The following is a 25,756-nucleotide window of genomic DNA, read 5'->3' on the forward strand; positions in this document are numbered from 1 at the left end:
CTTCTTTGCCTACTTTCTTGGCGAGACAAGAAAGTAGGTCGCCTCCCCGCAGGGGAGGTGAAACTGCCTTTGACTTTCAGCTTCTGACCTTGAAGTCGCAGGTTAGAAGTCAGTATGGCTCCACCCGGCTGCAGGTCACACAGCTACACCTAGTCTTTGATCTTGACGTTGCCGTCCACCAGATAAGGATCCGGGAAGCCCAGCGCTTGCAGCGTTTCCGTCTCGATGGCTTCCATCTCTTCCGCTTCGCCATCTTCCTCGTGCTCGTAGCCTTGCGCATGCAGGACGCCGTGCACGATCAGGTGTGCGTAGTGCGCTTCAAGCGACTTTTTCTGCTCGCGGGCTTCCTGCTCCACGACCGGGCAGCACAGGACGATGTCGCCGCTGACCGGGTCGGACTCGTGCTCGGCATAGGCGAAGGTCAGCACATTGGTCGCGTAGTCCTTGCCGCGGTAGCTGCGGTTCAGGCTGCGGCCTTCTTCCTCGCCGACGAAGCGGATGGTCAGCGTCGCATCGGCGTACAGCGCTGACTTGGCCCAGGTCTGGACCTTGCGCTGGGTCGGCAGGCCGCGCTGTCCCTTGATGCCTTCGCCATATTGCAGTGCCAGCTCCAGGGATGGCGGTGTGGCGGGGGTGCCGGTGGTGGTGACCGTAGGCGTGGCGGTAACGGCGACCGACAAGGCGTCGTGGTTGTCCGGGCGTACCAGCAGGCCGGCCTGCTGGCGGTCGTCGGTGTGCTCGGCCAGCAGCGCGACTACGCCGTCGGCGGCTTGCGACAGGTCCACGGTGATGCTGCGGCCGTCAGGCAGCTGCACGCGCAGGGCGTGTGCCTGGGTCTTGCGCGCACGGCCTTCGGCGTCGAACAGGATCAGGCTGGCGGGGGAGGAGGATTTTGTGTTCACGATTGGGCGGTTGATCAAGCGTCTCGATGTTGAGCGTGATATTCGTCATAGGCATCGACGATGCGCGCCACCAGCGGGTGTCGCACTACGTCGGTGCTGGTAAAGCGGGTCATGGCCACGCCGCGCACTTCACGCAGCACGTGCTGGGCTTCCACCAGCCCGCTCTTCTGCCCGCGTGGCAGGTCGATCTGGGTGGTGTCGCCGGTGATGACCGCCTTGGAGCCAAAGCCGATCCGGGTCAGGAACATCTTCATCTGCTCGGGCGTGGTGTTCTGCGCCTCGTCCAGGATGATGAAGGCGTGGTTCAGCGTGCGCCCGCGCATGTAGGCCAGCGGCGCGACCTCGATCATCTGGCGCTCGAACATTTTCTGCGTGCGGTCGAAGCCGAGCAGGTCGTAGAGCGCGTCGTACAGCGGCCGCAGGTAAGGATCGATCTTCTGCGCCAGGTCGCCGGGCAGGAAGCCCAGGCGCTCGCCGGCTTCCACCGCCGGTCGCGTCAGCACGATGCGCTTGACCGAGTCGCGCTCGAGCGCGTCCACGGCGCAGGCCACCGCCAGGTAGGTCTTGCCGGTGCCGGCCGGGCCGATGCCCAGAGTCAGGTCGTGCGCCAGCACGTTGCGCAGGTAGTCGCGCTGCATGGGCGTGCGCCCGTGCAGGCCCGCGCGGCGCGTATGCAGCACGGGGGATTCGTCATCGTCGCTTCCGGTATCCGCGCTTGCGCCGTCGGGCACATAGCCGCCGTGCGCGGCGACCTGGCGCGCCTCGACCAGGCCGAGCTGCACGTCGTCGATCGACAGCGCGGTGCGGGCGTTGTTGTAGAAGCGCTCAAGGGCCGCCGCGGCGTCGCGGGCGTAGGCGCCGCGCACGGTCATGCGATGGCCGCGGCGCTGGATGGTGACGTCGAGCGCTTGCTCGATCTGGCGCAGGTTCTCGTCAAGCGGCCCGCACAGGTTCTGCAGGCGGGCGTTGTCGTCCTTGGGGGCGACGAATTCGGCTGAAGGGATTTTCATCTGGGTACGAGTGGCTGCATCAGGCTGCATCGGGCGCGGGTTACTGGCGCACGACGATTTCGCCGCGCAGCGAATGCGGGAAGGCTTCGGTAATGGCCACGTCCACCATTTCGCCGACCATGCGGTCGCGCCTGGCCTGGGGCACGCCGGGCAGCGCGAAGTTCACCACGCGGTTGTTCTCGGTGCGGCCGTGCAGTTCGGTCGGATCCTTGCGTGCCGGGCCTTCCACCAGGATGCGCTGCACCGAGCCGACCATGCCTTTGCTGATGCGCTGCACGTTTTCCTCGATGGTGGCCTGCAGATGCTGCAGGCGCCGTAGCTTGACCTCGTGCGGCGTGTCGTCGGCCAGGTTGGCCGCCGGCGTGCCGGGGCGCGGGCTGAAGATAAACGAGAACGAAGTGTCGTAGCCGATCTCCTCGATCATCGCCATCAGCTTGTCGAAGTCCGCCTCGGTCTCGCCGGGGAAGCCGATGATGAAGTCGGATGACAGCGACATGTCCGGGCGCAGCGCGCGCAACTTGCGGATGATGCTCTTGTATTCCAGCACGCTGTAGCCGCGCTTCATCGCCATCAGGATGCGGTCTGAAGCGTGCTGCACCGGCAGGTGCAGGTGGTTGACCAGCTTCGGGCAGCGCTCGTACATCTCGATCAGGCGCGGCGTGAATTCCTTCGGGTGGCTGGTGGTGTAGCGGATGCGCTCGATGCCGGGGATCTCGGCCACGTATTCGATCAGCAGCGCGAAGTCGGCGATCTCGCTGGTGCCGCCCATGGCGCCGCGATACGCGTTGACGTTCTGGCCCAGCAACGTGACTTCGCGCACGCCTTGCCCGGCCAGCCCGGCGACTTCCGCCTGTACGTCCTCGAACGGGCGGGAGACTTCCTCGCCACGGGTATAGGGCACCACGCAGTAGCTGCAGTACTTGGAGCAGCCTTCCATGATGGAGACAAAGGCGCTCGGGCCATCCACGCGTGCCGGCGGCAGGTGGTCGAATTTTTCGATTTCGGGAAAGGAAATGTCCACCTGCGAGTGGCCGGTCTGCTGGCGGCGGTTGATCATGTCAGGCAGGCGGTGCAGCGTCTGCGGGCCGAACACCACGTCGACATAGGGCGCACGCTTGACGATGGCGGCGCCTTCCTGGCTCGCCACGCAGCCGCCCACGCCGATCACCAGGTCCGGCTTGACGGCCTTGAGCGCCTTCAGGCGGCCCAGTTCGGAGAACACCTTCTCTTGCGCCTTCTCGCGCACGGAGCAGGTGTTGAAGAGGACGACGTCCGCTTCTTCCAGCGTGTCTGTCTTCTCCATGCCCTGGGTGGCATGGAGCATATCGACCATCTTGTCCGAGTCGTACTCGTTCATCTGACAGCCGTAGGTTTTGACGAAGACTTTTTTCATGGTGCCGATCTCAGTGGTTGACCTGGGGGCATCAGGGTTTCATGGGGACGAAAGACATCCGGGCCTCGGCGCGCCGCCGCGCCCCGGACTACGACTATTGCGCTGCTTTTTGTTCCTGCTCGGTCAGCACCCAGGCCGTCAGCAACTGGCCGTAGAGGTCGAGCTTGAACCGCACCGGCAGCTTCTGGCCGGCCACCGCCCCGATGGGCAGCAGCTGGTTGTCCGTGCCAAACAGCCGCAGGCCCGGCGCCACGCCAACGGTCTTGCCGTCCAGCGTGGCCGACTGCGGCGCGCTGGGCGACTGCGCGGCGAGCACCAGCTTGGCCTTGGCGGCGTCCGCGGGGATCACGCGCAACGCCTGCTGCGCATACGCCGTTGGCGGCAGCAGCGCGGCAGGCAAAACAAGCGATGCAGCTAGCAAGGTGGCCCGGACCAAAGCGAAAAGGGCGGGACGCGCGGCACGGTTGGCTGGCATGGAGGCTCCGGCAGAAACGGTTCGGAAAACGAAAGCGGAAAACGAAAGCGATTCGGGTCTTCTCCCCGGTGGCGCGGGCCGGGCAACCTAGTATTCTACCCGGTCGCCCGCCGGCCGCGCGGCGCTAGAACAGCCCGGATGCTTCCTGCAGCACACGCTGCTTGGAGACCGTGCCCATCAGCTCGCGCCCGGCCGTGTCGCGGATCAGCGGGATCCGGTTGAGCGCGTGATGGGTGAACAGCCGCAGCGCGTCGGGCAGCCGCGACTCCGGCGTCAGGGTGGGGAAATCGCGTTCGCACAGTGTCAGCAGGCCCACGTGCGGCCGCTCGCGCAGTGCGCGATGCACCGCATGGATCGACAGCGCGCCCAGCAGGCAGCCATCCGGGCCAACCACATAAAGATAGCGCGTGCCGGTCTCGGCGAACTTGTCGCTGGCCTGCTCCAGCGTGGCCTCGGGGCCGATGACGGTGTCGGTGGCGTCGCACAGCCCGGCCAGCGTCCGCGCCCGCGCGCGTTCCGCTGCGGCGGATGCCTGGGAGCGCTCTGCCACCACGCTGTACAAGGACAAGGTCTGGCAGCGCGATGCGGTGTAGTAGGCCGCAGCCGCGCCGATCATGCCCGGCAGCAGCAGCGCCGGGGCCAGCGTCATCTCGAACACCATCAGCACCGACATCAGCGGCGCCTGGCTGGTGGCGGCCAGGAAGGCTGCCATGCCCACCAGCGGCAGCAGCGGCGCGCCGCTGCCGCCCGGCACGGCGGGAGCCAGCAGCTGCCCGAGCGCCGCGCCGACGAACAGCGAAGGCGTGAACACGCCGCCCACCGCGCCCGAGCCCATGCTGAGCACGGTGGCCAGCAGCTTGGCCAGCAACACCGCCGCCAGCGATACGCTCAAGGGGTGCGCCTGCAGGATCGACTGGATGGTGTAATAGCCGTTGCCGACCACCTCGGGCACCCAGATCGCCAACACGCCCACCATCGCACCGCCCAGCGCCAGGCGCGGCACCAGGCCGCCCGGCACCCGGGCAAAGGCACCCTTGGCCAGGCTGGAGGCGCGCATGAAAAGGGCGCCGGACACGCCGGCGAGCACGCCGAGCAAGACCGCCGCCAGCAGCATGGGCGGATGCAGCAGGTCGGCGGGCACGCTCAGGCCGGGATAGAGCGGCTGCAGGCCACCATGTAACTGGCTGACCACCGTGCCCGCCACGGAAGCCAGGAACAGCGGCATCAGGCGCTGCACTGCCACTGCGCCGAAGACCACCTCGGCCACGAAGACCGCCGCCGATAGCGGCGTGTGGTACACCGAGGCCAGCCCGGCGGCGGCCGCGCAAGCCGTGAGCATGCGCCGCAGGTTGGTGTCGCCGTCCGGCCCGCAGCCACCGCGCGCGGACGGAAACACCGATCCGCACAGGGCCGCGAGCTGGATCATCGCGCCTTCCTTGCCCACCGAGCTGCCGGTGACGATGGAGCAAAACGAAGACAGCGCGCGCAGCAAGGTGATGCGCACCGGCAGGCGCCCGGTGCCGCTGGCAACCGCTTCCATATAGTCGGAGACGCCTGGCTGCGCGGCGTTGAGCTTGGCTGCCGCCGTCAGCAGCAAGCCCGCGATCACGCCGCCAAGCGTCGGGATCGCCACCCGCCAGATCAAGGCGAGGCCTGCGAATACCATGACGATATCGGCATGCGTGCCAAACATCACATAGCCGCTGGCGTCCAGCGCCTCCTTGAACAGGGTGGTGACGATGGCCGCGGCAATCCCTACCGGGATGGCAGTAAAGAGGGTGACTTCCTGGTCTTCGATAAACCTGAACCGCATCGTGTCGGCATCCGGGGGCTGGGATGGGCTGGGCCGGGCTGGCGCGCGCCCGCGCGGTGCGTGGGCTCACCCAGGCAGGGGCCAGGCGGGGGATGGCCGCCATCATAGCGCAGCGGCGCGCGCGTCCCTCGGGGCGCAGCGCGCGCGTGAAAGCGCCAGGCTGGTACACTAGCGGTCTTTCCTCCTAAAGAAGCGGGGGCAGTCGCCTCGCTTCGCCGGTCGGTATTTCCGGTTTTCGGTTTTCTCACTCACGTCGCCCCCGCGATTGGCGCACCACATGCGCAAAGGGCGGCCGAAGCGTCAATTCATGTCTTTTTCCGAACTTGGCTTGTCCGACAAGCTTATGCGTGCCGTGGCCGAACAGGGCTATACCACGCCGACTCCGATTCAAGCGCAGGCGATTCCCGCCATCCTGAAAGGGGGCGACCTGCTTGCCGGCGCGCAGACCGGCACCGGCAAGACGGCCGGCTTCACGCTGCCGCTGCTGCAACTGCTGTCCGAGTCCTCGGCCGGCCGCGAACCCGCGCGTGGACAGCGCCTGCCGGTGCGCGCACTGGTCCTGACCCCGACCCGCGAACTGGCGGCGCAGGTGGAAGAAAGCGTCCGTAACTACGGCAAGTACCTCAAGCTGCGCTCCATGGTGATGTTCGGCGGCGTGGGCATCAACCCGCAGATCGAACAGCTCAAGCGCGGTGTCGATATCGTGGTGGCCACGCCCGGCCGCCTGCTCGATCACCTGTCCCAGCGCACCATCGACCTGGCGCACGTGGAAATGCTGGTGCTGGACGAAGCCGACCGCATGCTCGACATGGGCTTCATCCACGACATCCGCAAGATCCTCAACGTCTTGCCGCCGAAGCGCCAGAACCTGCTGTTCTCGGCCACCTTCTCCGACGAGATCCGTGGCCTGGCCGACCGCCTGCTGGACAACCCCGCCTCCATCGAAGTGGCGCGCCGCAATACCACGGCCGAAACCGTGGCACAGCGCGTCTACCCGGTGGACCGCGAGCGCAAGCGCGAACTGCTGGCCCACCTGGTGCGCGAGAACGACTGGCACCAGGTGCTGGTGTTCACCCGCACCAAGCATGGCGCCAACCGCCTGGCTGAGCAGCTCGACAAGGACGGCCTGTCGGCATTGGCGATCCACGGCAACAAGAGCCAGTCGGCCCGCACGCGCGCGCTGACCGAGTTCAAGGCCGGCACGCTGCGCCTGCTGGTGGCGACCGATATCGCCGCGCGCGGCATCGACATCGACCAACTGCCCCACGTGGTCAACTACGACCTGCCCAACGTGCCCGAAGACTACGTGCACCGTATCGGCCGTACCGGCCGCGCCGGTGCCGAGGGTGAGGCGATCTCGCTGGTCTGCGTGGATGAAATCTCGCTGATGCGCGATATCGAGCGGCTGATCAAGCGCCAGATCGAGCAAACCATCTTGCCGGGCTTCGAGGTCGATCCGAGCATTCCGGCCGAGCCGATCCAGAAGGGTCGGCAGGCACGTGGCCAGGGCCAGGGCAATGGTGGTGGCCGTGGCCGCGGCCAGGCTCCCGCCGGCGGCCAGCCGCGCGGCCGCGCACCGGCAGCGGACGCCGGCGAGCGCCAGCAACGTCCGGCACGCGCGCCGCAAGGCCGCGGCCAGGCTCCGGCCGCGGCCGATGGGCAAGGCCAGCGCCGCGCGCCACAGGCACCGGGCCAGCGCCCTGCGCAGGGCAGCGGCCGGCCGGCTTCGGCCGGGCAAGGCAACCCGCGCAACGGTCAGGCCAATGGCAACCGCACCGGCGAGGCCAATGGCAACCGTGCCGCTGGCAATGGCAATGGCAATGGCAACCGCGATCGCAATGGCGATGTCAACGGCAACCGCGCCGGTGTCAACACCCATGCCGCGCAGCCGCGCACCGGACAGGATCCGGCACGCGGCCGCCGTCCGGCGCCGCAAGCCGCGCTGCTGGGCGGCCAGCGCGCCAAGCCCACGCGCTAACTCCACAACCTTCCCCAACGGCTGCCACGCGTAATGTCCAGTTCAGGGTTTGACCTTCAGGTGCCCGGCGACGGTGGCACGTCCACCGACGGCGATGGCGTGCCCTACGCCCGCCTCACGCCGGACCTGATGCTGGATGCGATGGAGGCCGCCGGTTTCGAGCCGGATGGCCGCCTGCTGGCGCTCAATAGCTATGAGAACCGGGTCTGGCAGGTGGGGATCGAAGGCAGCGCGCCGGTGGTGGTCAAGTTCTACCGCCCGGGGCGCTGGAGCGACGCCGCCATCCTGGAAGAGCATGCTTTCGTGCGGCAACTGGCCGACGCCGAGATTCCGGCGGTGCCGGCCATCGCGCGCGACGGCGCCACGCTGCTGGCGCATGCGGGTTTTCGCTTCGCGGTGTTTCCCCGCTGCGGGGGGCGCGAGCCGGAGCTGGATCGTGCCGATACGCTGACCTGGCTTGGCCGTTTCATCGGCCGCATCCATGCGCTCGGCGCCACGCATCCTTACCAGGCGCGACCTGCCATCGACGTGGACACCTTCGGGGTGGCCCCGCGCGACTGGCTGCTGGCGCAAGACTGTATTCCCCCCGAACTGCGCCCGGCCTGGCAGGCGGTTGCCGATCTCGCCGTGGATGGCGCTCGCCGCTGCTTCGAGCGCGCGGGCGACGTCGCGCAGCTGCGCCTGCATGGCGATTGTCATCGCGGCAATGTGCTGTGGATCGAGGAGTCACATGCGGGTTCGCGCCCGCCCGGGCCACACTTTGTCGATTTCGACGATAGCCGCATGGGGCCGGCGGTGCAGGATCTGTGGATGCTGCTGGAAGGCGACCGCGCCGCCCAGCAGGGCCAGATGGCCGACATCCTGGCCGGCTATGAGGATTTCGCGGAATTCCAGCCGCGTGAGCTTTACCTGATCGAGGCGCTGCGCACGCTGCGCCTGCTGCATTACAGCGCCTGGCTGGCCAGCCGCTGGCGCGATCCGGCCTTTCCGGCGGCATTCCCGTGGTTTGGGACTGCCCGCTACTGGCAGGACCGCATTCTCGAACTGCGCGAGCAGGTCGCGCTGATGGACGAGCCGCCGCTCTGGCCGGTCTGACCTGGCACCGGCCAGCCCAGGCCGGCTGCCTTACTTCTTGCCCGGGGCCTTGACCAGGACTACCGGGCACGGGGCGTGCGCCAGCACCCGTCCCGCCACCGAACCAATCACCGCATCGAAGAACGAGCCGCGGCCGTGCGTGCCCATGACGATGCCGCGCGCATCCACGCTGGCGGCGTAGGCGACGATGCGTTCCGGCGCAAAGCCGTGCAGCGCGTGTTGCTCGAAGGCGACGCCCGCGGCGCCGAGGATGTCGGCCACGGACTGCATGGCCTTACCGCTTTCTTCCTGATGCCAGGCATCGATGGTTTCCTTGCTGACGAAGGCGCGTACCTGTCCGGTGACATCGGGCGTCACATGGACCACATGCACGGTAAAGCCGCTTTGCAGCAGTTTGCCTTCGGCGATGAAGCTGGCGGCTGCGTCGGAAAAGGGCGAACCGTCGGTGGCGAGCACGATGTTGGTCATGGCGGCTATCTCCTGTATTGGCTGTGATCGTTGTCGGCATGGCAACCCCCCGCCGGGGTGGCTCGGGGGCGGCCACTACAGTGATCATGGCATCCTGCGGGCAACCTTGCCTGGATCCAGATCAAGTCGGGCGCAATCGCCGGCGCCTTCCACGAGCCTTCCACGAGCCTTCCAATTTCCCGTTTTGACGGTTTCTTTGCACCGTGCCGTGGCATCTCGGCGCCTTTTTGATGCGGGGAAATCTACGCTGCAGATAGGACAACTCTGTCGGATGTTCCGGCTTGCCGTCATGTGGATCTACTATCGGTTGGCGATCGGCGCGCTGGCCATGCTCGCGCTGATCCTGCTTTTTGCCATGGAATTCGGGCTGGCCAGTGCCATTGCGCGCCGCGAGGAGGGCTTTTCGCAGTCGCCCGACGAGCAGGGTCCCTGAAGGGGCCTGCGCGCCGCCAGGGGCGCCGTGCGTGGACAAGTTGCATGTAGCGGTTCAGACTGCCGGGTGCCGGGCCGCGCGGCTGTCTTGCGGCCCGCCCGTCGTATCCGTCGACATGCACTTTCCTATCCAACAAGAGCCATGAGACTACGTTCCCGCGCCCGCGCGCCAGCCAGCGCGCCGCATCGCGCCCCCCTGCATACCCATTCCTGCATCTTCAAGTTCCCCTTGCGCAGCGCTGTCCGCGCGACCGTGTGCGGCACCCTCGGCGCCGTGCTGCTGGCCGCTGGCGCGCATGCCGCCACGCTCGACCGCGTGCAGCTACAGCAGCAGGCCGACCAGGCCGCGGCGCGCAGTTACCGCGAATGGGTCGAATTGCTGGCGCTGCCCAACGACGCCACCGTGCCGGCGGATATCCAGAAGAACGCGGACTGGCTGGTCAAGGCTTTCGCCCGGCGTGGCTTCCAGGCGCGCGAGCTGCCCAATAACGGCAAGCCGATGGTCTACGCCGAGTATCCCGCCAGCACGCAGCAAAGCGCTGGCCCGCGCAAGACCGTGCTGTTCTACATGCATTTCGACGGCCAGTCGGTGACGCCGTCGCAATGGGCGCAGCCCAGCCCGTGGGGGGCTACGCTCAAGGCGCGCAGCGCCGATGGCAAGTGGGAAACGCTGCCGCTGGACAAACTCTATGCCGGCCAGGTCGATCCCGAGTGGCGCGTGTTCGGGCGTTCGTCGTCGGACGACAAGGGCCCCATCGTGATGTTCCTGGCCGCCATGGATGCGCTCAAGGCCGCCGGGGTGGAGCCTGCGGTCGATATCAAGGTGCTGCTGGATTCCGAGGAAGAGAAGGGCTCGCCGTCGCTGGGCAAGGTGATCGCGGACAACCTGGCGCTGCTGCGCAATGACGGCATGGTGATCTTCGATGGCCCCATGCACCAGAGCAACCAGCCCACGCTGATCTTCGGCAACCGCGGCGTGCTGCTGGTACAGCTCAAGGTATTCGGCGCCAGCCAGGGCCTGCACAGCGGCCACTATGGCAACTATGCCGCCAACCCCGCGCAGCGGCTGGCGAACCTGCTTGCCACCATGAAGGACGACGACGGCCGCGTCACCATTGCCGGCTACTACAAGCCGGTGAAGATCGATGAACGCGCGCGCCGCATCATGGCCGCCGTGCCCGACGACGAGGCCGCGCTGCGCCGCCGCCTGGGCATCGCGCGCGCCGAGCGGGTTGGGGCCAACTACCAGGAGGCCATGCAGTACCCCACGCTGAACGTGCGCGGCATGGCCGCCGGCGACGTGGGCGAGAAGGCCCGCACCATCATTCCGGAAGTGGCGGTGGCCGATATCGATATCCGCACCGTGCCGGAGACCAGCCCGCAATCCCTGTTCGCCCTCGTCAGGCAGCACGTGGAAAAACAGGGCTACCACCTGGTCAAGGGTGAGCCCACCGACGAGGAACGCGCGCGCTATCCCAAGCTTGCCGCGGTCACCGCGGGCGAGGTCTCGGCCTCCAGCTCCGCCGCGCGCACGGACCTGTCGGCGCCGATCAGCCAGTGGCTCACACAGGCCATGCAGCAGTCCTACGGCAAGGCGCCGGTGCAGATCCGCATGATGGGCGGCACCGTGCCGACCGGCGCGGCGGTGCAGGCGCTGCAGGCGCCGTTCGTGATCGTGCCGCTGGTCAATGCGGACAACAACCAGCACAGCTACGACGAGAACATGCGGCTGGGCAACTACCGCGATGGCATCCGTACCGTGATGGGCATTCTGCAGACACCGTTCAAGTAAGGCGCAACGCCGCAGGCGCGCCGCGCCTGCCCGACCCATGCCATCACAGGAGATAGCAAGATGACGCAAGCCAGGCAAGATCCCGCCGCTTACGCGCAAACGCCGGCCTTCGAAGCCGGTCGGCAGGTACGTTCGGAAGTCATGGGCGAACAATACGTGCAGCGCGCGTTCGACGCCGCGCAACAGCAGGGCGACGTTGGCCTGCAGCAACTGGTGACGGAGTTCGCCTGGGGCACGGTGTGGACGCGTGACGGCCTGGATCGCAAGCAGCGCAGCCTGGCCACGGTATCGATGCTGATCGCGCTCAACCGGCCGCAGGAACTGACCGGCCATCTGCGCGGCGCCCTGGCCAACGGCGTGACGCCGCAGGAATTGCGTGAACTGGTGGTGCACAGCGCGGTGTACTGTGGCTTTCCGGCGGCGCTGGACGCGGGGCGCAAGCTGGCCGAAGTGCTGGAGGCCGCCAACGTGAAGGGCTGAGCCGGCGGTAGCCGGCGCGGGACAGGCTTGGGGCAGAGAGATAGGGGCGTTCCCCCAGGCTGGCATTCGTGCCATCCCTGAGATAGGCGCGCGGCCGCAGGCAGTACAAGTGGTACGGCAATGCCGTGCAACGACGCCAGAATTTCCTTGAAATGGCCTCTAGCGCTGCAGCGCCTGCGCGGCGAAAGTCACGAGGTAGCCGCTGCCCAGGCAGGCGGCGATCCATCCGGCGAGGATCAGGGCGGTGTCTTTGATGGTCATGATGTGTTCCTGCTATCCGTGCTGTCTGTGCTTCCCGTGCTGTCTGCGCGGCGCTTGCTGGATGCTCACACGGAGAAACCGAACGGATAGTCGTGCTTGACCGTGCGGGCGCCGTCGCTGAACGCGTCGACCTTGCGCGCGCCATCGGTGTAGGCGTCGGCCGAGCGGTGCACGTAGCCGTAGTTGTCGCCGGCATGGGTGCCGCGGGCGTCCGCGGCAAAGGCGGAGTTCAGGGAGAGCAGGGCGGTGCCAGCGATGGCGGCAGCGAAGAACAGGCGGGCGGTGGTAATTCTCATGATCTATCTGCCTTGTTGAAATTGGGAGAACATGTTCCGTCTCCATGTGACAAAGGATAGATCCGGCGCGAGATCGATAAGGGCCCTTGTATCGTATTCGATGTTCAAATTTTCTGATTAATTATCCCGTGCGTCCCGTGCGTCCCGTGCAAGCCCCGGGGCCCGCCCGGAGGCCTGCCGCGCAGCAAAATCCTGCGCCGCCGCCAGCAGCCAGGTCCGCAGGCGCGACATCGCATCGCTCATTGGCCGCGAGTCCGGCGCCACCAGGTAGTAGGCGCGCTGCGAGCGCATGGCCCGCGCCACCGGCATCGCCAGCAGGCCCAGCGCCAGGTACTCCTCCACCAGGAAGCGCGGCACCAGGCCCACGCCCAGCTTGGCGCGGGCGGCGCTGATCACCATGCTGTGGTGGTCGTAGCGCGTGCCGCGCATGGCGTTGACGTCGCCCACGCCGGCCGCCTCCATCCAGTTCTTCCAGTCCAGCCGGCGCGTCGACAGGTGCAGCAAGGGCGCCTGCGCGATCCGCTGGGCGCTGACCGGCCCCTCGCCGGCAAACAGCTCCGGATGGCAGATCGGCACCGATTCTTCATCGAACAGCGGGTCGGCGCGGCCGCCCGGATAGTTGGCTTCGCCGTAGTGGATGGCAGCGTCGTATGGTGTGCCGTCGAACAGGAACACATCCGCTTGTGCGCTGAAGTTGACCACCACCTGCGGATGTTGCGCGTAGAACGCGGGCAAGCGGGGGATCAGCCATTCCACCGCCAGGGTCGGCACGCAGGCCAGTTCCACGATACCGCCCGCGCCCTCGTGCGCCATGATGTCCAGGGTGTCGCGCTGCAGCTTTTGCAGGCTTTCCCGTACCTGGTAGCCGTAGAGCGATCCGGCCGGCGTCAGGCTGACGCGCTGGTTGGCGCGGTGGAACAGCGCCACGCCGAGCTGGCTTTCCAGTGTGGCGATCTGGCGCGAGACGGCGCTCTCGCTCAGGCAGAGTTCCGCCGCGGCCCGGCGCAGGTTCTGGTGGCGGGCCGCGGCTTCGAAGGCGCGCAGGCTGCTGAGGCTGGGAATGCGGGAGGCGCTCATGGGGCGAGTGGCAAGGGGCGGTTGACTTGGGCATCTCACTGGCAGCCCAGGTTGATGCATGAAAGTCATCATCCTATGCGTAAATCTCGCTTGATGTAAAAAAGTTGATGACTAAAAATGCCGAACTCCCGGAATGTTGCCTATGGGCCTTCCGGCGTTCCCCGCCCCCCAAGAGACCAGAGACGGGACATCACAACCAATAAGGAAACGAGGAGACCGGCATGAATCGACTGCTTCGCATCATCGGCCATTGCGGCATTTCAATGGGTTTGCTGGCCGTGACCGCGGCCACGGCCAGTGCGGACGACTTCCCTAACAAGCCGGTCCGCATCATCGTGCCGTATCCGGCCGGCGGCACCACCGACATGGTCGCGCGCATGATCGGCGACCAGCTCACCGTGATGTGGAAGCAGCCGGTGCTGGTGGACAATCGTCCTGGCGCCGGCGGCATCGTTGGCACCGGCGCGGCGGCCAAGTCGCCGGCGGATGGCTACACGCTGCTGATGGGCTCGGTCGGCGAGTTTGGCATCAATCCCACGCTGTACAAGAAGCTGCCCTACGACGCTGCGGCGGACTTCGTGCCCGTTTCGCTCGTGGCCAAGGTGCCCAATGTCGTGGTGATCTCGCCGGCATTTGCCGAGCGCGCCCGCGTGACCACGCTGGCGGAGTTCATCACCTACCTCAAGGCCAATCCCGCCAAGGTCAACATGGCCTCGGCCGGCAACGGCACGTCGACCCATCTGGCGGGCGAGTTGTTCCAGCGCATGACCGGCACGCAGATGAGCCACGTTGCCTACAAGGGCAGCAGCCCGGCGCTGGCCGACCTGATGGGCGGCAGCGTCGACGTGATGTTCGATAATTTGCCCGCATCGATCCAGTTCGTCCGTGCCGGCAAGCTCAAGGCGCTGGCGGTTACCTCCGCGGCCCGTTCGGCGGCGCTGCCCAATGTGCCCACGGTGGCGGCGGCCGGGCCGGTTGAAGGCTTCGATGCCAGCCCGTGGTTCGGGCTGTTTGCGCCCAAGGGCCTGCCCGCCGCGATTGCACAGAAGATCAGCCGCGACCTGGCACGCGCCACCAGCGATCCCGCCATCCAGGCCAAGCTGCGCGAGCAGGGCGCCGAGCTGGCGCCGAACTCGCCGGAAGCATTCGCCGAACTGGTGCGCAACGATCGCCGCAAGTGGGGCGAAATCGTCAAGCTCTCTGGCGCCACCGTCGACTGATCGATTGATCCCACACCGAGCCTCTCATGAGCACGCCAGTCCATCCGTACGCGTTCGCGCCGGCCATGCGGGAGCCGCAAGGCTCGCCCATTCGCGAGCTGTTTCCCTACATGAGCCTGCCGGACATGATCTCGTTCGCGGGCGGCTACCCCTCGCCAGCCAGCTTCGATGCCGCCGCGCTGCAGGATGCCGCGTCCAAGGCCATGGCCACCAATTCCGCGCAATGCCTGCAGTACGGGCCGACCGAGGGCATGCCGGCGCTGCGCCAGGCATTGTCCGCGCTGATGGGGGAGCGCGGCGCGCCGTTGCCGCCGGAGCAGGTCGTGGTGACTTCGGGCTCGCAGCAAGGCTTCGACCTGCTGGTGCGGGCCTTTGTCGCGCCGGGCACGCCGGTGTGGGTGGAAACGCCGACCTATCCCGCCGCCGTGCAGGCGCTGCGGCTGGCCGGCGCCGCCGTGCGCGCCATCCCTTCCGATCAGGACGGGCTGTGCGTGCAGGCCCTTGCCGCCATGCTGGCGGATTGCCCCGACGCCGAACGGCCGCGCCTGCTCTACCTGGTGCCTACCTTCGCCAATCCGAGCGGGCGCACGCTGGCGCTGGCGCGCCGCCGCGCCGTGCTCGCGCTCGCCGCGCAGCACCGCATCGTGGTGGTGGAAGACGATCCCTACGGCAGCCTGCGCTTTGACGGCGAGCCGCTGCCCTCGCTGCTGTCGCTGGCCGCGCAGGATCCCGCGCTGACACCGTGGGTGATCTACCTCGGCAGCTTCTCCAAGACCATGGCGCCCGGGCTGCGCCTGGGCTGGATGGCCGGGCCCGCCGAAATCCTGCGGCGCGCGGTGATCGCCAAGCAAGTCTGCGATCTGTGCACCTCGCCGTGGCTGCAGCTCGCCATGGCAAGCTGCCTGGAGGATGGGCTGCTGCCCCGCCAGACCGCGCGCATCATCGACCTCTACCGTCACAAGCGCGACCTGATGGTGCGGGCCCTGGCCGATGCTTTCGGCCCTGCGCTGCGCTGCGAAATCCCGCAAGGCGGCATGTTCCTGTGGTGCGAGATCGACGGCGTGGCCGACGCGGCCAGCCTGTTGCCGCACGCCATCGCGGCGCGCGTGATGTATGTGCCGGGCGCCAGTTTTGGCGTGGACGGGCAGCGCTCGCCCGCGCTGCGGCTATCGTTCGCCACCGCGTCCGATGCGCAGATCGTGCAAGGCGTGGCGCGTTTGCGGCAGGCGGTAGTGGCCAGCCGGGGCGGCGCGGGGCAGGCGGCCACAGCCGGCTGACGCGGGCAATGGCATGGTTGCGCAACCTGCCGTATTGCACGCGCGGGATGGCCAGCGCCGAGCTGTTCATCGGGTGCATTTCCACGGCGAATCTCACAGCGATTGATCAGCACTTCAGGCTCGGCCGAACTCGTCGTGAATCGCTGGGCTAACTACCGCCCGCTCGGAGAGCACCGCGCCCTATGGGATACTGAGGCTCCCCCTTGTTTGCTACCCCACCATGGTTGACTCCGCCCCCGAGCGCTGGCCCCATTCCGGCTTCGACCCCGCCGCGCGCGACGGCGACGGCCAGTTGCTGGCCGGCGACCACCTGCTGCGGATGTGGTGGCGCCGCCCGGAGGTGGCGCCGGTGGACGAATCGTGCGACGCCGAGCGAGCGCTGCATGCGGCGTTGATCGCCGAGCCACGGCGGGCCGTGCCAGCCAGCGAGCTCGCCGCCTTGCAAGACCCCGATGCCCGCGACAACTACGCCGTGGTGCTGGCCATGCGCGAGCGCCTGCTTGCCGCGCCGACCATCGAGGCGGCCTATCTGGATATCTTCCGCGAGGGCAACGTCAGCGTGCCACCGGTGTTTATCGACCAGCTCGCGCACCTGATCGTGCACGGCATCCTGCATGACAGTGACAAGCCGGATCCGATGGAGTGGCGCGCCGCGGAGTTGTTCTCCCGCGCACAGAAGGTGTCGCTGCAGGAAGGCGGGGTGATGCTGGCCGATACCGCCACCGTCGAGCTGCACGCGTCGGGCAGTGTCTACGGCGAGCTAGGCCGCATGCTGGCCGAAGCGCAGGTCCCGGCGCGCAAGGTGGAACTGGATGTGCTGGATCGCGATAACGCGCAGGCTTACTGGGGACGCAGCGAACGCCACGACACGGTGATCCGCTTTGCCAGCGGCAGTGCGGCGCTGGCGGCGTTCAGCCGCGTGCTCGCGCGTTGGGTGCGGCATTTCTTCGGGGTGGAGGTGACGGTGATGCCGCTCTCCGCGATCGAGGACCGGCAATGGGCCTGGCATATCGGGCTGGACGCGCAGGCCACGCTGTTGCTCAATGACCTGTATCGCGGTGTGGAACTGGAGCCGGTGCGGCAGCGGCGCATCTTGTCGCTGTTCCGGCTGGATTTTGCCGATCCATCCGTGGTGCGCCCGGATGTGGCTGGCCGGCCCGTCTACCTGGCGGCGGCGATGAGCGAGGCCGGGATCCTCAAGGTGAAGCCGCAGAATCTGCTGCTGAACCTGCCTCTGGCCTCGATCTCGTAGCCGCTGGCCGCAGCAGCACCACGGCCAGCAGGAGGAGCCACGTCCGCGCCATCAACGGCGCCATTCGCGGTCGCGGTCATGGTCATGTTCGTGCCAATCACGCTCGCGCCGATCGCGTTCACGCCACTGCCGCTCGCGCCATTCGCGTTCGCGCACACCGGGGCCGTAGTAGCCGGGGCCATAGTAACCAGGGCCCGCCACTACCACCGGCTGCGGTTGCACATACACCGGGGCCGGTTCATAGACTGGCGCGGCCTGGTACACGGGGGCTGGCTGGTAGACCGGAGCCGGCGCGACAAACACCGGGCCGGGCAAGCCGATGCCGATGTCCACATCCACGCGGGCAGATGCGGCGCCGGAAGCAAGGCCTGCAACAGCAGCAATGGCGCAAAGGGTGGCAAATTTCCGCACGGGTGGCTCCGGTTAGTGATTGGCTCCACTGTAGATCGGCGCGCCGATGTCAGGTATTAGCGGGGTAATACAACTGTGTCTTCTTGTAACGTTTGATGCTTAATTTCCAAAGCATCCTTGCGTGTGGTATGGCGACAAGCATCAGGCGCCGCGCCATTGCAGCCGCCGTCCCAGCCACGGCGCCAGCGCCGACGTTGCCACCCCCAGCGCGATCAGCGCCAGCCCGGCCGACAGATCCGCCGAGATCCGCTCCTGGAACGCCACCGCCGAGACCACCAGCCCGATCAGCGGCACGCACAGCATGGCGATCGAGGTGGCTGCAGGCGGCAAGGCCTGCGTCATGTTGAGCACCACGATAAAGGTCAGCGCGGTGGCCAGCGGTCCGGTGTAGAACAGCAGCGGCCAGATCTGCGGCACTTCGAGGAAGTGGGGCGCGCCGTCACGCAGCAGTGCCAGCACCACCAGCGGCACCGAGGCCACGACGGTTTCCCACGGGATCATGTCCGCGCCCAGGCGCACCGTGCGGTTGGCGCGCAGCTGGATGATGCTGAGCGACCAGGCCAGCGACGCGCCGAGCAGCATCACCAGGCCCACGGCGGTATGCAACTGCCAGTCCCGCACGGCCGGGGCGATCATCAGCGCGATGCCGGCATAGCTCAGGCCGGTGGCGATCCACTGCGGGCGCGATAGCCGCTCCTTGAGCACCAGCGACGACAGCGGAATCACCCACACCGAGGTGGCATAGGCGATCACCGAGGCCCGCCCCGGCGGCACGTACTGCAGCGCCCACAGCGCCAGCGCGGTGAAGGCCGCCATCTGCAGCAGGCCCACGCCGATCACCAGCGGCCATTCCTGCCGCGTGGGCAGGCGCAGCCGGCGAAACGCGCCCAGCACCAGGAAGCTGATGGCGGCGGCCGAGACGAAGCGCGCTGCGGCAAACCAGAGTGGGCTGACGTGGGTCAGGCCCAGCTTCATGACCGGCCAGTTGCCGCCCCAGATCGCCACGGCGCAGGCGAGGGGAATAAACCGGCGCCATCCTTGTTGTGCTTGCATGCTTCGACTCGACGCTTTGAACAGTTTGTCCCGCCGCCACGAGCTGGGAAGGGGGAGGCTGGAAAGTCTACGGTTTATTGCGCCGCAGCAAAAACCGAAGGCGGCTGCAAATGCGTGTCGTTGCGGCATAGAATGCTGCTATACGAATAAACAGGAGCGCAACGTGCTGGACATCGACCTGGACGCCACGGATATCCGGATTCTCAACGAGTTGCAGCGAGACGCCAGCCTGACCAACGTGGAACTGGCCAGCCGCGTCAGCCTGTCGCCCTCGCCCTGCCTGGCGCGGGTCAAGCAGCTGGAAAAGCAAGGCGTGATCTCGCGCCGTGTCACGCTGCTGGACGCGCGCCGGCTCGGCCTGAAGGTGGTGGTGTTTATCCAGATCTCGCTGGACAAGCAGCGCCGCGAAACCCTGGATGCCTTCGAGCGGCGCATCACCACGCTGCCGCAGGTGATGGAGTGCTACCTGATGTCGGGCGATGCGGACTACCTGCTGCGCGTGGTGGTGGCCGATGTGGAAGCGCTGGAGCGGCTGATCATCGACCAGATCACGCGCATTCCCGGCGTGTCCAGCATCCGCTCCAGCTTTGCGCTCAAGCAGGTCCTGTACAGCACGGCGTTGCCGCTGGGCTGATGGCCCGGTTCAGGACGCCGCCCGCAGCGCTTCGCGCGCCGTGAGCGCCACCACGCTGTCGATGCGCGTGTCGGCGCAGGCCACGGCGATGCCGTCCGGCAGCAGCGGCGCGGCCAGCCGCGTCAGCACATTGCCGGGTGGCAATTCCACCGCCAGGCGCACGCCGCATTCGCGCGCCAGCAGCATGGCCTCGTGCCAGCGTACCGGCACGGCAAGGTTGCGCGCCAGGTCGGCGGCGATGCGCGCCGGATCGCGCAGCTCGCGTGCCGCGCTAGCACTGAAGTAGCGCAGGCGCGGGCGGTTGATGCGCACACCCTCGAACGCGCGCGCGAGCCTGGTTGCCGCGCCGTCGAGCAGCGCGCAGTGCGAGGGCACGCTGATCGCAATGGGTTTGGCCGCGTGCGCGCCACTGTCCAGCGCCAGCTCCGCAACCCGCGCCATGGCCGTCGCGGCGCCGGCAATCACGAACTGGGCGGGCGCGTTGAGATTGGCCAGGTAGACCGGCGACGCCGGTCCGTGCACCTGCGCGATGATGCGTTCCAGCGGGCCCTGCTCCATGCCGAGGATCGCCGTCATGCCATAGCCGCTCGGATATGCCTGCTCCATCAGCCTTGCGCGCAGCGCCACCAGCCTCGCCGCATCGGCATGGTCCAGCACGCCTGCGCAGACCGCCGCCGGGAAGGCGCCGATCGACAGGCCGGCCACGGCATCGGGTTTGGCGCCTTCGGCAAGCAGGCAGCGCGCCATCGCCACGCCAGCGGTCAACAGGCACAACTGCACGGCCACGGTGGACGCGAGCTCGGCCGCGCTGTCCAGCGCCAGCACATCGCGCCCGAGCACTTCGCTGGTCTCGCTTACGGTCGCGCGCACGGCAGGGTGGTCGGGCAGCGCATGCAGCATGCCGGGGCGCTGGGCGCCTTGCCCCGGAAAGGTGAATAGTGTGCTCATGGCTGCGGCTGCCAAGGGTCCTGGCTCATGACAGGGCCAGTCGCCGTTTTGAGCAACACTCGGCCGCCGGTGCGCACGCGCTCGCGCAGCGCGAATGCGCCAAACGGCGTGGCCACCTGGATGTCGATGCGCGCTTGCGCATCGTCGAGCAAGGCAGCCAGGGTGTGGGCCAGTTCGGCCGAAAGCGGCGCGCTCGCCGTAACCAGCAGGTCCAGGTCGCTGCCCGCGTGCAGCACGTCGATGCTGCTGGCCAGCGTAAAGCCGACGCTGCCGGTCACGCCCCAGTCCACCTGCGCAGCATCCAGCGCTGGCGCGATGCGCGCCAGCGCGGCGAGCGCAGGCAATGCGGCGCGGCGCGGATGATCCCGCCAACGTGCCTGCCGCGCGAGCATGCCCGGCGTGACCACGCGCGCTACCTGCGCGGCGGGCAGCCACGCTGCGTGGCGCTGCGCGCGCGTGGTGCCGCGCAGCCCGACCGGGATGCGGCCATCGATGGCGCCATCGCGCCGCACCACCAGCGGGGCTTGCGCGAGCCAGTCGGCACTGGCCCACTGCGGCAGCGCATTGGCACGGGCGAAGCCTGGTGCGTCCGTGAGCCACAGCAGGTCATGCGGCAGGAGCGTGCTTGTGGTCATCTCATGCGCCGGTCGTGCAATGGCTCAGTCCTGCCACTGCTGCGCGAGCACTTCGCGCACACGGCTGGAAGCCTGGCGGTTTTCTCCACCCAGGCGGCTGCGCAGATCCCGTTGCGGATCCGCCTGGATATCCGTCAGCGCGGCTTGCAGCGCGCCATGCACGGTATCGAGATCGGCCTCGTCGGGCAGCGCCGCGTGGTTGACGCTGACCCGCTTGCACAGCAGGCCCAGCGTGGCGTAGTTGCCAATGTCATACGCCATTGGCGGCACGGTGGCGGCGAAGCTCTCCAGGTCCTCCACGCTGCGCATGGTGATGCGCGCGGCGGCCTGCTTGCCCATGGCGTGTACCTGCACGCCGGCATCACTCAGCGCGATCAGGCGGTTGGCCTGGTAGCCGTGCGCGAGGAAGGCCCCCGACATGGCGCGCCCGACCAGCAGCGCGATCACCGGATGCCCTTGCAGCCGCGCCGTGGCGTAGGCATCGGCCGCGCCCGCCAGCGACTGATGAATGCCGAAGGCTTCCTCGCGCCGTCCATAAGCCTGGCTGGGCGTATCGACGATGGCCACGATGGGCCGCTTGATGGCGGCACCGCGGTCGGCCTGCACGATCTCGTGCACGGCGCGCGCCAGCGACCAGCCTTCGAGCAGGCCGACTTCGCCGTCGCGCACGCGCGGGTAGGCGTTGGTGGGGTCGGGCACCACGGCGATAAAGCGTGCCGGCTGGCCGGCCAGTTCGGCGTCGGCTACCTGCACGGTGGCGGGATAGCCGGGGCGGCGCGCAGCGTTGCGCGTCAGCGCGGCGAGCCAGGCCTCGCCGCGGCCCTGCGTGTTTGCTGAACTCATGGCGTTGCTCCGTGTGTGTAGATGGTGCGGACGGTTTGCGGCTCCGGCTGGCGCGCCGGATCGTATTCGGCCAGGCGTTGCAGGTAATGCGCGTAGCGCTCGCTGCGGTGCACGGCCGGCACGCCTTGTGCCAGGACCTCGCGCACCGTGGTGCGGATGGCATCGCTGTCATCCTCCACGTAGCGATCCGCCAGGCCCGTGGCAATGCGTTGCTCGCCCCCGGTAAAGCTCCAGATAAAGGGCCGGTCACGCGAATCGTATTCGGCAATGCCCGCTTCCTGCTCGATCACCGCCGGCCCGTTCAGGCCGAGGCGAGCTTCGCGCGTCACCACCAGGCAGCTGCACAGGCCGGCCGCGATCGACATGCCGCCGAAGCAGCCCACGGTGCCGGCGATCACGCCCACCACTGGCTGGTAGCGGCGCAGGTCGACGATGCCCGCGTGGATCTCAGCGATGGCTGCCAGTCCCAGGTTGGCCTCCTGCAGCCGCACGCCGCCGGTCTCGAACAGGATCACCGCGCGTGTGGGCACGCCGTGCCGGTTGTCCTGCGCCGCCAGCTCCAGCGCGCCGGCGATCTTGGCGCCGCCCACTTCGCCCAGGCTGCCGCCCTGGAACGCGCCTTCGATGGCGAGGACCACCGCAGGATGGCCGTCGATGCGGCCCTTGGCCACCACCACGCCGTCATCCGCCTGCGGCACCACGCCCTGGCGCTCGAGCCACGGCGAGACCAGCTGGTCGAAGGGGCCGGCGAGTTCGCGCAAGGTGCCGGGATCGAGCAGCGCATGCACGCGGGCGCGCGCGCCGAGCTCGACGAAGCTCTCGCGGTTCAGCAGCGATGCGTGGTTCATGCTTGCTCCTTGCCATCGCCGCCGAGCGCTTCGAACGCTTGCGCCAGCCGCATGCCCACCACGCCCGGCGTGGCGCCGAAATCATGGATGCGGATGCGCATCGCGGCGCGCGGCTCGGCGCTGAACACGCGCGAGAGCTGCGCGTCCCAGACCTTGCCGTAGCCGTCCACCGACGTGGTGACATGAACCAGCGTGGTGCCGGGCGTGCCGGGCTCCACCATGACTTCGAGATCGCCGGAGCCGACCACGCCAACCAGCACGCGCTGGCTTGCCGGCGCGCCGGCGGGATATTCGAACTGAAGCTGTTCCATTATTTGTCTCCTTGCACGGGGGCATTGGCCGGCCGCGCTGCGGGTGGCAGCCGGTCCAGGAAGAAAGTGGCGGCGAGCAGGTCCGCAGCGCCGCCGGGAGAGGCGTTGCAGGCCAGCATGCCGCCTTCGAGCTGGCGCAGCAGGCGGCGGCCGGCCAGCGTGCCGATGCCGCCCGCTGCCAGCACCCGGCTCGCACCTTGCTGCATCAGCGCCAGCCCTTCGCGGCCGGCGCGGGCCAGCACGCAGGTGTCGTCGAGCCGCTGCATGATCGCCAGCAATGCATTCACGCGCGCGCTGGGCTCGGCGTCGCCGCGCGCCCGGCTGCGCATCAGCTCGGGCAGGCCAGCGCGCAGCACATGCGGAAAGCCCGCCTGCGCCTGGCCGCGCGCGCCGGCGACGCCATAGTCGATGCAGGCGCGTTCGCCCTTGTTGCCCGTGCGCGCGGGACGGTGCCGGTCGGGCAAGCGTGCGATGGCGCCCGCGGTGCGGGCTATGCCATGCGCGCTATGTCCATGCCGGTGCAAGCCCGCCGCGCCGACCAGCAGCCCCAGGCTCCAGATCGCGCCGCGATGCGTGTTGATGCCGCCGGTGGCGCGCATCATCGCGGCCTCCGCTTCGCGGCCCAGCGCACCGAGCCGCTCGCGCAACGCCACGCTGGGCTGCGCCGCGCACATGCCCGCCGCCGCCATCTCGGCAAAGGCGGGATGCAGCGCGCGCGCCGAGGCGCGCATCAGGTCCAGGTTGAGGTCGGCGTGGGCGCCATTGCCGCGGCCATCCACCAGCCCGGGCTTGGGCGACAGCGCGGCCTCGTCGATCAGTGCCTTGACGGCGAGATCGGCCAGCGCGATGGCGGCGGGGTTGAAGGCATCGTCACGGTGCCCGGCAGGTAACGCGAGGCTTGCCATCACCAGCTCCGGAAGCGTGCCGGCGGCTCGTACAGCCCGCCGGACCAGTCGACCAGGTCGGCCATGCTCTTGGCCGCCAGCAGCGAGCGCGTAGCTTGGCTGCGCTGCACGCCGAGGTCTTCGGGCAGCGCGATCAGGCCATCGCTGCGCATGCGGCGCGTGGTGCTGGTGTCGTGGCGCAGGCCGATCGGCGTCACCCCGGCCACAGCCGCCAGCATGGCGCGGCGCTCCTCCAGCGAGCGTGCCTTGTAGAGATAGGCGATGCCTTCCTCGGTCAGCACGTGCGTTACATCGTCGCCGTAGATCATCACCGGCGCCAGCGGCATGCCGCTGTCCTTGGCTACCTGCACCGCATCGAGCGATTCGACAAAGGTCGGCTTGCCGCCAGCCTGGAAGGTCTCCACCATCTGCACCACCAGCTTGCGGCCGCGCGCGAGCGGGTCGTCGGTCTCGATCAGGTCGAGCCACGCCGGCGTGGGATGACGCCGGCCGCCCGGGTTGTGGCCCATGTTGGGCGCGCCGCCAAAACCGGACAAGCGCCCGCGCGTGACCGTGGAGGAGTGGCCGTCGCCGTCGATCTGCAGCGTGGAGCCGATGAACAGGTCCACCGCGTACTGGCCGGCAAGCTGGCAGAAGGCGCGGTTGGAGCGCATCGATCCATCCGCGCCGGTGAAGAACACATCCGGGCGCGCGGCCACATAGTTCTCCATGCCGAGCTCGCTGCCAAAGCTGTGCACGCTCTGTACCCAGCCCGACTCGATGGCAGGGATCAGCGTGGGGTGGGGGTTGAGCGTCCAGTACTTGCAGATCTTGCCCTTGAGGCCGAGCGACTCGCCATAGGTCGGCAGGATCAGTTCGATGGCAGCGGTGTTAAAGCCGATGCCATGGTTGAGCGACTGTACCTGGTGGCGCTCGTACACGCCGCGGATCGCCATCATGGCCATCAGCACATGCACCGGCTTGATCAGGCGCGGGTCGCGCGTGAACAGCGGCTCGCAGAAGAAGGGTTTGTCGGCCTGCACCACGTAGTCGATCCAGGAACCGGGGATATCCACGCGCGGCAGCCCGGCGGGGTCATCCACGATCTCGTTGACCTGGGCCACCACGATGCCGTCGCGGAAAGTCGCGGCCTCCACCAGCGCGGGCGTGTCCTCGGTGCTGGCGCCGGTGTAGAGGTTGCCGTCGCGGTCGGCCTTGTAGCCGGCGATCAGCACGATGTTGGGCGTCAGGTCCACATAGAGCCGCGCGTACAGTTCGATGTAGGTGTGGATGGCGCCGACCTCAAGCTGGCCATCTTCCAGGAACTGCGAGATGCGCAGGCTCTGCGCGCCGGCAAAAGCGAAGTCCAGTTTCCTGGCGATGCCGCGCTCGAACAGGTCGAGATGCTCCACCCGGCTCACGCTCGGGATGATCATGTGCAGGCCGTGGACCTTGGCCGGGTCCACCTCGGCCAGCGAGCGCGAGAGGAAGTCGGCCTGCTTCTGGTTGTTGCCCTCCAGCACCACGCGGTCGCCCGGCGCGGTGATGGCTTCGAGGAATGGGACGATGTCGGCGGTGGGCACGACCCGGCCGCTGGCAAAGGCGGCGCCGCGTGCCATGCGTCGGCGCTTTTCGCTGCGGCGGGTGTCCCACTGTCGGTCCGTGGCTGGGTTCGGCATCGCGTCTCCGGTGTGCTTGCTGCAAGGAATGGCACCAAGATACGCAGCGCGCGCAGCGCAAGCAATGACGCCCGGCGCGGCATCGTTACTCTAGGTGTAAGTGTCGGCGGCCCGACATGCAAGGCGTCTGGCCCCGGCCTGGGGCGCACAGTACGCCGCCACACCAAGCACGCAAGAGCCGGCCTGGTCACTAGTGCGCCGGATGGCGGCGTCCCGCCATTAATCCCACGCTAACGATTCTCCCGCCGGGTTGATTGATGCAGCGCGATGGCTGGCCTAGATTGCATCC

At 68.0% G+C, this 25,756-nt stretch carries 26 protein-coding genes; 9 read left to right on the forward strand and 17 right to left on the reverse strand.

Features of this window, described 5'->3' with window-relative positions; all coding sequences use genetic code 11:
• Positions 1–149 precede the first annotated feature (149 nt).
• From ybeY to AC1RWI_RS19365, 5 genes are all read right to left on the reverse strand, one after another.
• Positions 150–902: an rRNA maturation RNase YbeY gene (gene ybeY, locus AC1RWI_RS19345; RefSeq protein WP_492868063.1), complete on the reverse strand. Its 753-nt coding sequence runs from the start codon at positions 900–902 to the stop codon at positions 150–152.
• A gap of 14 nt (positions 903–916) precedes the next feature.
• Positions 917–1,912 carry a PhoH family protein gene (locus AC1RWI_RS19350; protein WP_043343789.1) on the reverse strand — a complete coding sequence of 332 codons (996 nt, stop codon included), beginning with the start codon at positions 1,910–1,912 and terminating at the stop codon, positions 917–919.
• Between the two features lie 40 nt (positions 1,913–1,952).
• Positions 1,953–3,305 (reverse strand): tRNA (N6-isopentenyl adenosine(37)-C2)-methylthiotransferase MiaB, encoded by a 1,353-nt coding sequence (miaB, locus tag AC1RWI_RS19355; RefSeq protein ID WP_492868065.1) that lies wholly within the window; start codon positions 3,303–3,305, stop codon positions 1,953–1,955.
• A gap of 94 nt (positions 3,306–3,399) precedes the next feature.
• Positions 3,400–3,780, reverse strand: a complete 381-nt coding sequence (locus tag AC1RWI_RS19360; protein ID WP_492868067.1) for a hypothetical protein — start codon at positions 3,778–3,780, stop codon at positions 3,400–3,402.
• A gap of 124 nt (positions 3,781–3,904) precedes the next feature.
• Positions 3,905–5,593 (reverse strand): ClcB-like voltage-gated chloride channel protein, encoded by a 1,689-nt coding sequence (locus tag AC1RWI_RS19365; RefSeq protein ID WP_043343796.1) that lies wholly within the window; start codon positions 5,591–5,593, stop codon positions 3,905–3,907.
• 307 nt (positions 5,594–5,900) lie between these two features.
• Between AC1RWI_RS19365 and AC1RWI_RS19370 the strand changes: the two genes are divergently transcribed.
• Positions 5,901–7,571: a DEAD/DEAH box helicase gene (locus AC1RWI_RS19370; RefSeq protein WP_492868069.1), complete on the forward strand. Its 1,671-nt coding sequence runs from the start codon at positions 5,901–5,903 to the stop codon at positions 7,569–7,571.
• 33 nt (positions 7,572–7,604) lie between these two features.
• Entirely contained in the window at positions 7,605–8,666 is a 1,062-nt protein-coding gene (locus AC1RWI_RS19375; RefSeq protein WP_043343798.1) for a serine/threonine protein kinase, read from the forward strand.
• A 30-nt stretch (positions 8,667–8,696) separates the two neighbouring features.
• On the opposite strand, the gene AC1RWI_RS19380 is transcribed toward AC1RWI_RS19375, so the two are convergent.
• On the reverse strand, positions 8,697–9,134 hold the full coding sequence (locus AC1RWI_RS19380) for a universal stress protein (protein ID WP_043343800.1): 438 nt from the start codon (positions 9,132–9,134) through the stop codon (positions 8,697–8,699).
• A 271-nt stretch (positions 9,135–9,405) separates the two neighbouring features.
• Between AC1RWI_RS19380 and AC1RWI_RS19385 the strand changes: the two genes are divergently transcribed.
• The 3 genes from AC1RWI_RS19385 (at position 9,406) to AC1RWI_RS19395 (ending at position 11,838) form a co-directional block, all read left to right on the forward strand.
• Positions 9,406–9,567 (forward strand): hypothetical protein, encoded by a 162-nt coding sequence (locus tag AC1RWI_RS19385; protein ID WP_158408260.1) that lies wholly within the window; start codon positions 9,406–9,408, stop codon positions 9,565–9,567.
• Positions 9,568–9,708: 141 nt separating this feature from the next.
• Entirely contained in the window at positions 9,709–11,358 is a 1,650-nt protein-coding gene (locus tag AC1RWI_RS19390; RefSeq protein ID WP_236701966.1) for a M20/M25/M40 family metallo-hydrolase, read from the forward strand.
• A 60-nt stretch (positions 11,359–11,418) separates the two neighbouring features.
• Positions 11,419–11,838 (forward strand): carboxymuconolactone decarboxylase family protein, encoded by a 420-nt coding sequence (locus tag AC1RWI_RS19395; protein ID WP_183034478.1) that lies wholly within the window; start codon positions 11,419–11,421, stop codon positions 11,836–11,838.
• 326 nt (positions 11,839–12,164) lie between these two features.
• Here the strand turns inward: AC1RWI_RS19395 and AC1RWI_RS19400 are convergent, their stop codons facing one another.
• On the reverse strand, positions 12,165–12,395 hold the full coding sequence (locus AC1RWI_RS19400) for a hypothetical protein (protein WP_492868073.1): 231 nt from the start codon (positions 12,393–12,395) through the stop codon (positions 12,165–12,167).
• Positions 12,396–12,512: 117 nt separating this feature from the next.
• Positions 12,513–13,472 carry a LysR substrate-binding domain-containing protein gene (locus AC1RWI_RS19405; RefSeq protein ID WP_492868075.1) on the reverse strand — a complete coding sequence of 320 codons (960 nt, stop codon included), beginning with the start codon at positions 13,470–13,472 and terminating at the stop codon, positions 12,513–12,515.
• Positions 13,473–13,735: 263 nt separating this feature from the next.
• On the opposite strand from AC1RWI_RS19405, the gene AC1RWI_RS19410 reads away from it, so the two are divergent.
• From AC1RWI_RS19410 to AC1RWI_RS19420, 3 genes are all read left to right on the forward strand, one after another.
• Positions 13,736–14,692: a Bug family tripartite tricarboxylate transporter substrate binding protein gene (locus tag AC1RWI_RS19410; protein ID WP_492868153.1), complete on the forward strand. Its 957-nt coding sequence runs from the start codon at positions 13,736–13,738 to the stop codon at positions 14,690–14,692.
• Positions 14,693–14,718: 26 nt separating this feature from the next.
• A complete protein-coding gene (locus AC1RWI_RS19415; RefSeq protein WP_043343809.1) occupies positions 14,719–15,969 on the forward strand; it encodes an aminotransferase-like domain-containing protein in 1,251 nt (416 codons plus the stop codon).
• 220 nt (positions 15,970–16,189) lie between these two features.
• Entirely contained in the window at positions 16,190–17,221 is a 1,032-nt protein-coding gene (locus AC1RWI_RS19420; RefSeq protein WP_043343812.1) for a DUF6352 family protein, read from the forward strand.
• A gap of 51 nt (positions 17,222–17,272) precedes the next feature.
• Here AC1RWI_RS19420 and AC1RWI_RS19425 read toward each other — a convergent pair whose 3' ends face one another.
• Positions 17,273–17,632 carry a hypothetical protein gene (locus tag AC1RWI_RS19425; RefSeq protein WP_492868078.1) on the reverse strand — a complete coding sequence of 120 codons (360 nt, stop codon included), beginning with the start codon at positions 17,630–17,632 and terminating at the stop codon, positions 17,273–17,275.
• A 141-nt stretch (positions 17,633–17,773) separates the two neighbouring features.
• Positions 17,774–18,685: a DMT family transporter gene (locus tag AC1RWI_RS19430; RefSeq protein ID WP_492868080.1), complete on the reverse strand. Its 912-nt coding sequence runs from the start codon at positions 18,683–18,685 to the stop codon at positions 17,774–17,776.
• A gap of 163 nt (positions 18,686–18,848) precedes the next feature.
• Here AC1RWI_RS19430 and AC1RWI_RS19435 point away from each other — a divergent pair, with 163 nt between their 5' ends.
• Positions 18,849–19,319 (forward strand): Lrp/AsnC family transcriptional regulator, encoded by a 471-nt coding sequence (locus AC1RWI_RS19435; RefSeq protein ID WP_006158020.1) that lies wholly within the window; start codon positions 18,849–18,851, stop codon positions 19,317–19,319.
• Positions 19,320–19,328: 9 nt separating this feature from the next.
• On the opposite strand, the gene mdcH is transcribed toward AC1RWI_RS19435, so the two are convergent.
• From mdcH to mdcA, 7 genes are read right to left on the reverse strand one after another with little or no spacing between them, the layout of a single operon-like run.
• Positions 19,329–20,267: a malonate decarboxylase subunit epsilon gene (gene mdcH / locus AC1RWI_RS19440; RefSeq protein ID WP_492868082.1), complete on the reverse strand. Its 939-nt coding sequence runs from the start codon at positions 20,265–20,267 to the stop codon at positions 19,329–19,331.
• Entirely contained in the window at positions 20,264–20,902 is a 639-nt protein-coding gene (locus AC1RWI_RS19445) for a malonate decarboxylase holo-ACP synthase (protein WP_492868084.1), read from the reverse strand. The genes mdcH and AC1RWI_RS19445 overlap by 4 nt, the downstream gene beginning before the upstream one ends.
• A 24-nt stretch (positions 20,903–20,926) precedes the next feature.
• Positions 20,927–21,745 (reverse strand): biotin-independent malonate decarboxylase subunit gamma, encoded by an 819-nt coding sequence (mdcE, locus tag AC1RWI_RS19450; protein WP_492868086.1) that lies wholly within the window; start codon positions 21,743–21,745, stop codon positions 20,927–20,929.
• On the reverse strand, positions 21,742–22,593 hold the full coding sequence (locus tag AC1RWI_RS19455) for a biotin-independent malonate decarboxylase subunit beta (RefSeq protein ID WP_492868088.1): 852 nt from the start codon (positions 22,591–22,593) through the stop codon (positions 21,742–21,744). The genes mdcE and AC1RWI_RS19455 overlap by 4 nt, the downstream gene beginning before the upstream one ends.
• Positions 22,590–22,904, reverse strand: a complete 315-nt coding sequence (locus AC1RWI_RS19460) for a malonate decarboxylase subunit delta (protein ID WP_043343838.1) — start codon at positions 22,902–22,904, stop codon at positions 22,590–22,592. Before AC1RWI_RS19460 ends, AC1RWI_RS19455 begins: the two co-directional genes overlap by 4 nt.
• Entirely contained in the window at positions 22,904–23,809 is a 906-nt protein-coding gene (locus AC1RWI_RS19465; RefSeq protein WP_492868090.1) for a triphosphoribosyl-dephospho-CoA synthase, read from the reverse strand. The genes AC1RWI_RS19460 and AC1RWI_RS19465 overlap by 1 nt, the downstream gene beginning before the upstream one ends.
• Entirely contained in the window at positions 23,809–25,467 is a 1,659-nt protein-coding gene (mdcA, locus tag AC1RWI_RS19470) for a malonate decarboxylase subunit alpha (RefSeq protein WP_043343845.1), read from the reverse strand. The genes AC1RWI_RS19465 and mdcA overlap by 1 nt, the downstream gene beginning before the upstream one ends.
• Positions 25,468–25,756: the final 289 nt, after the last annotated feature.

Source organism: Cupriavidus sp. MPR-AND1C, assembly GCF_058809705.1.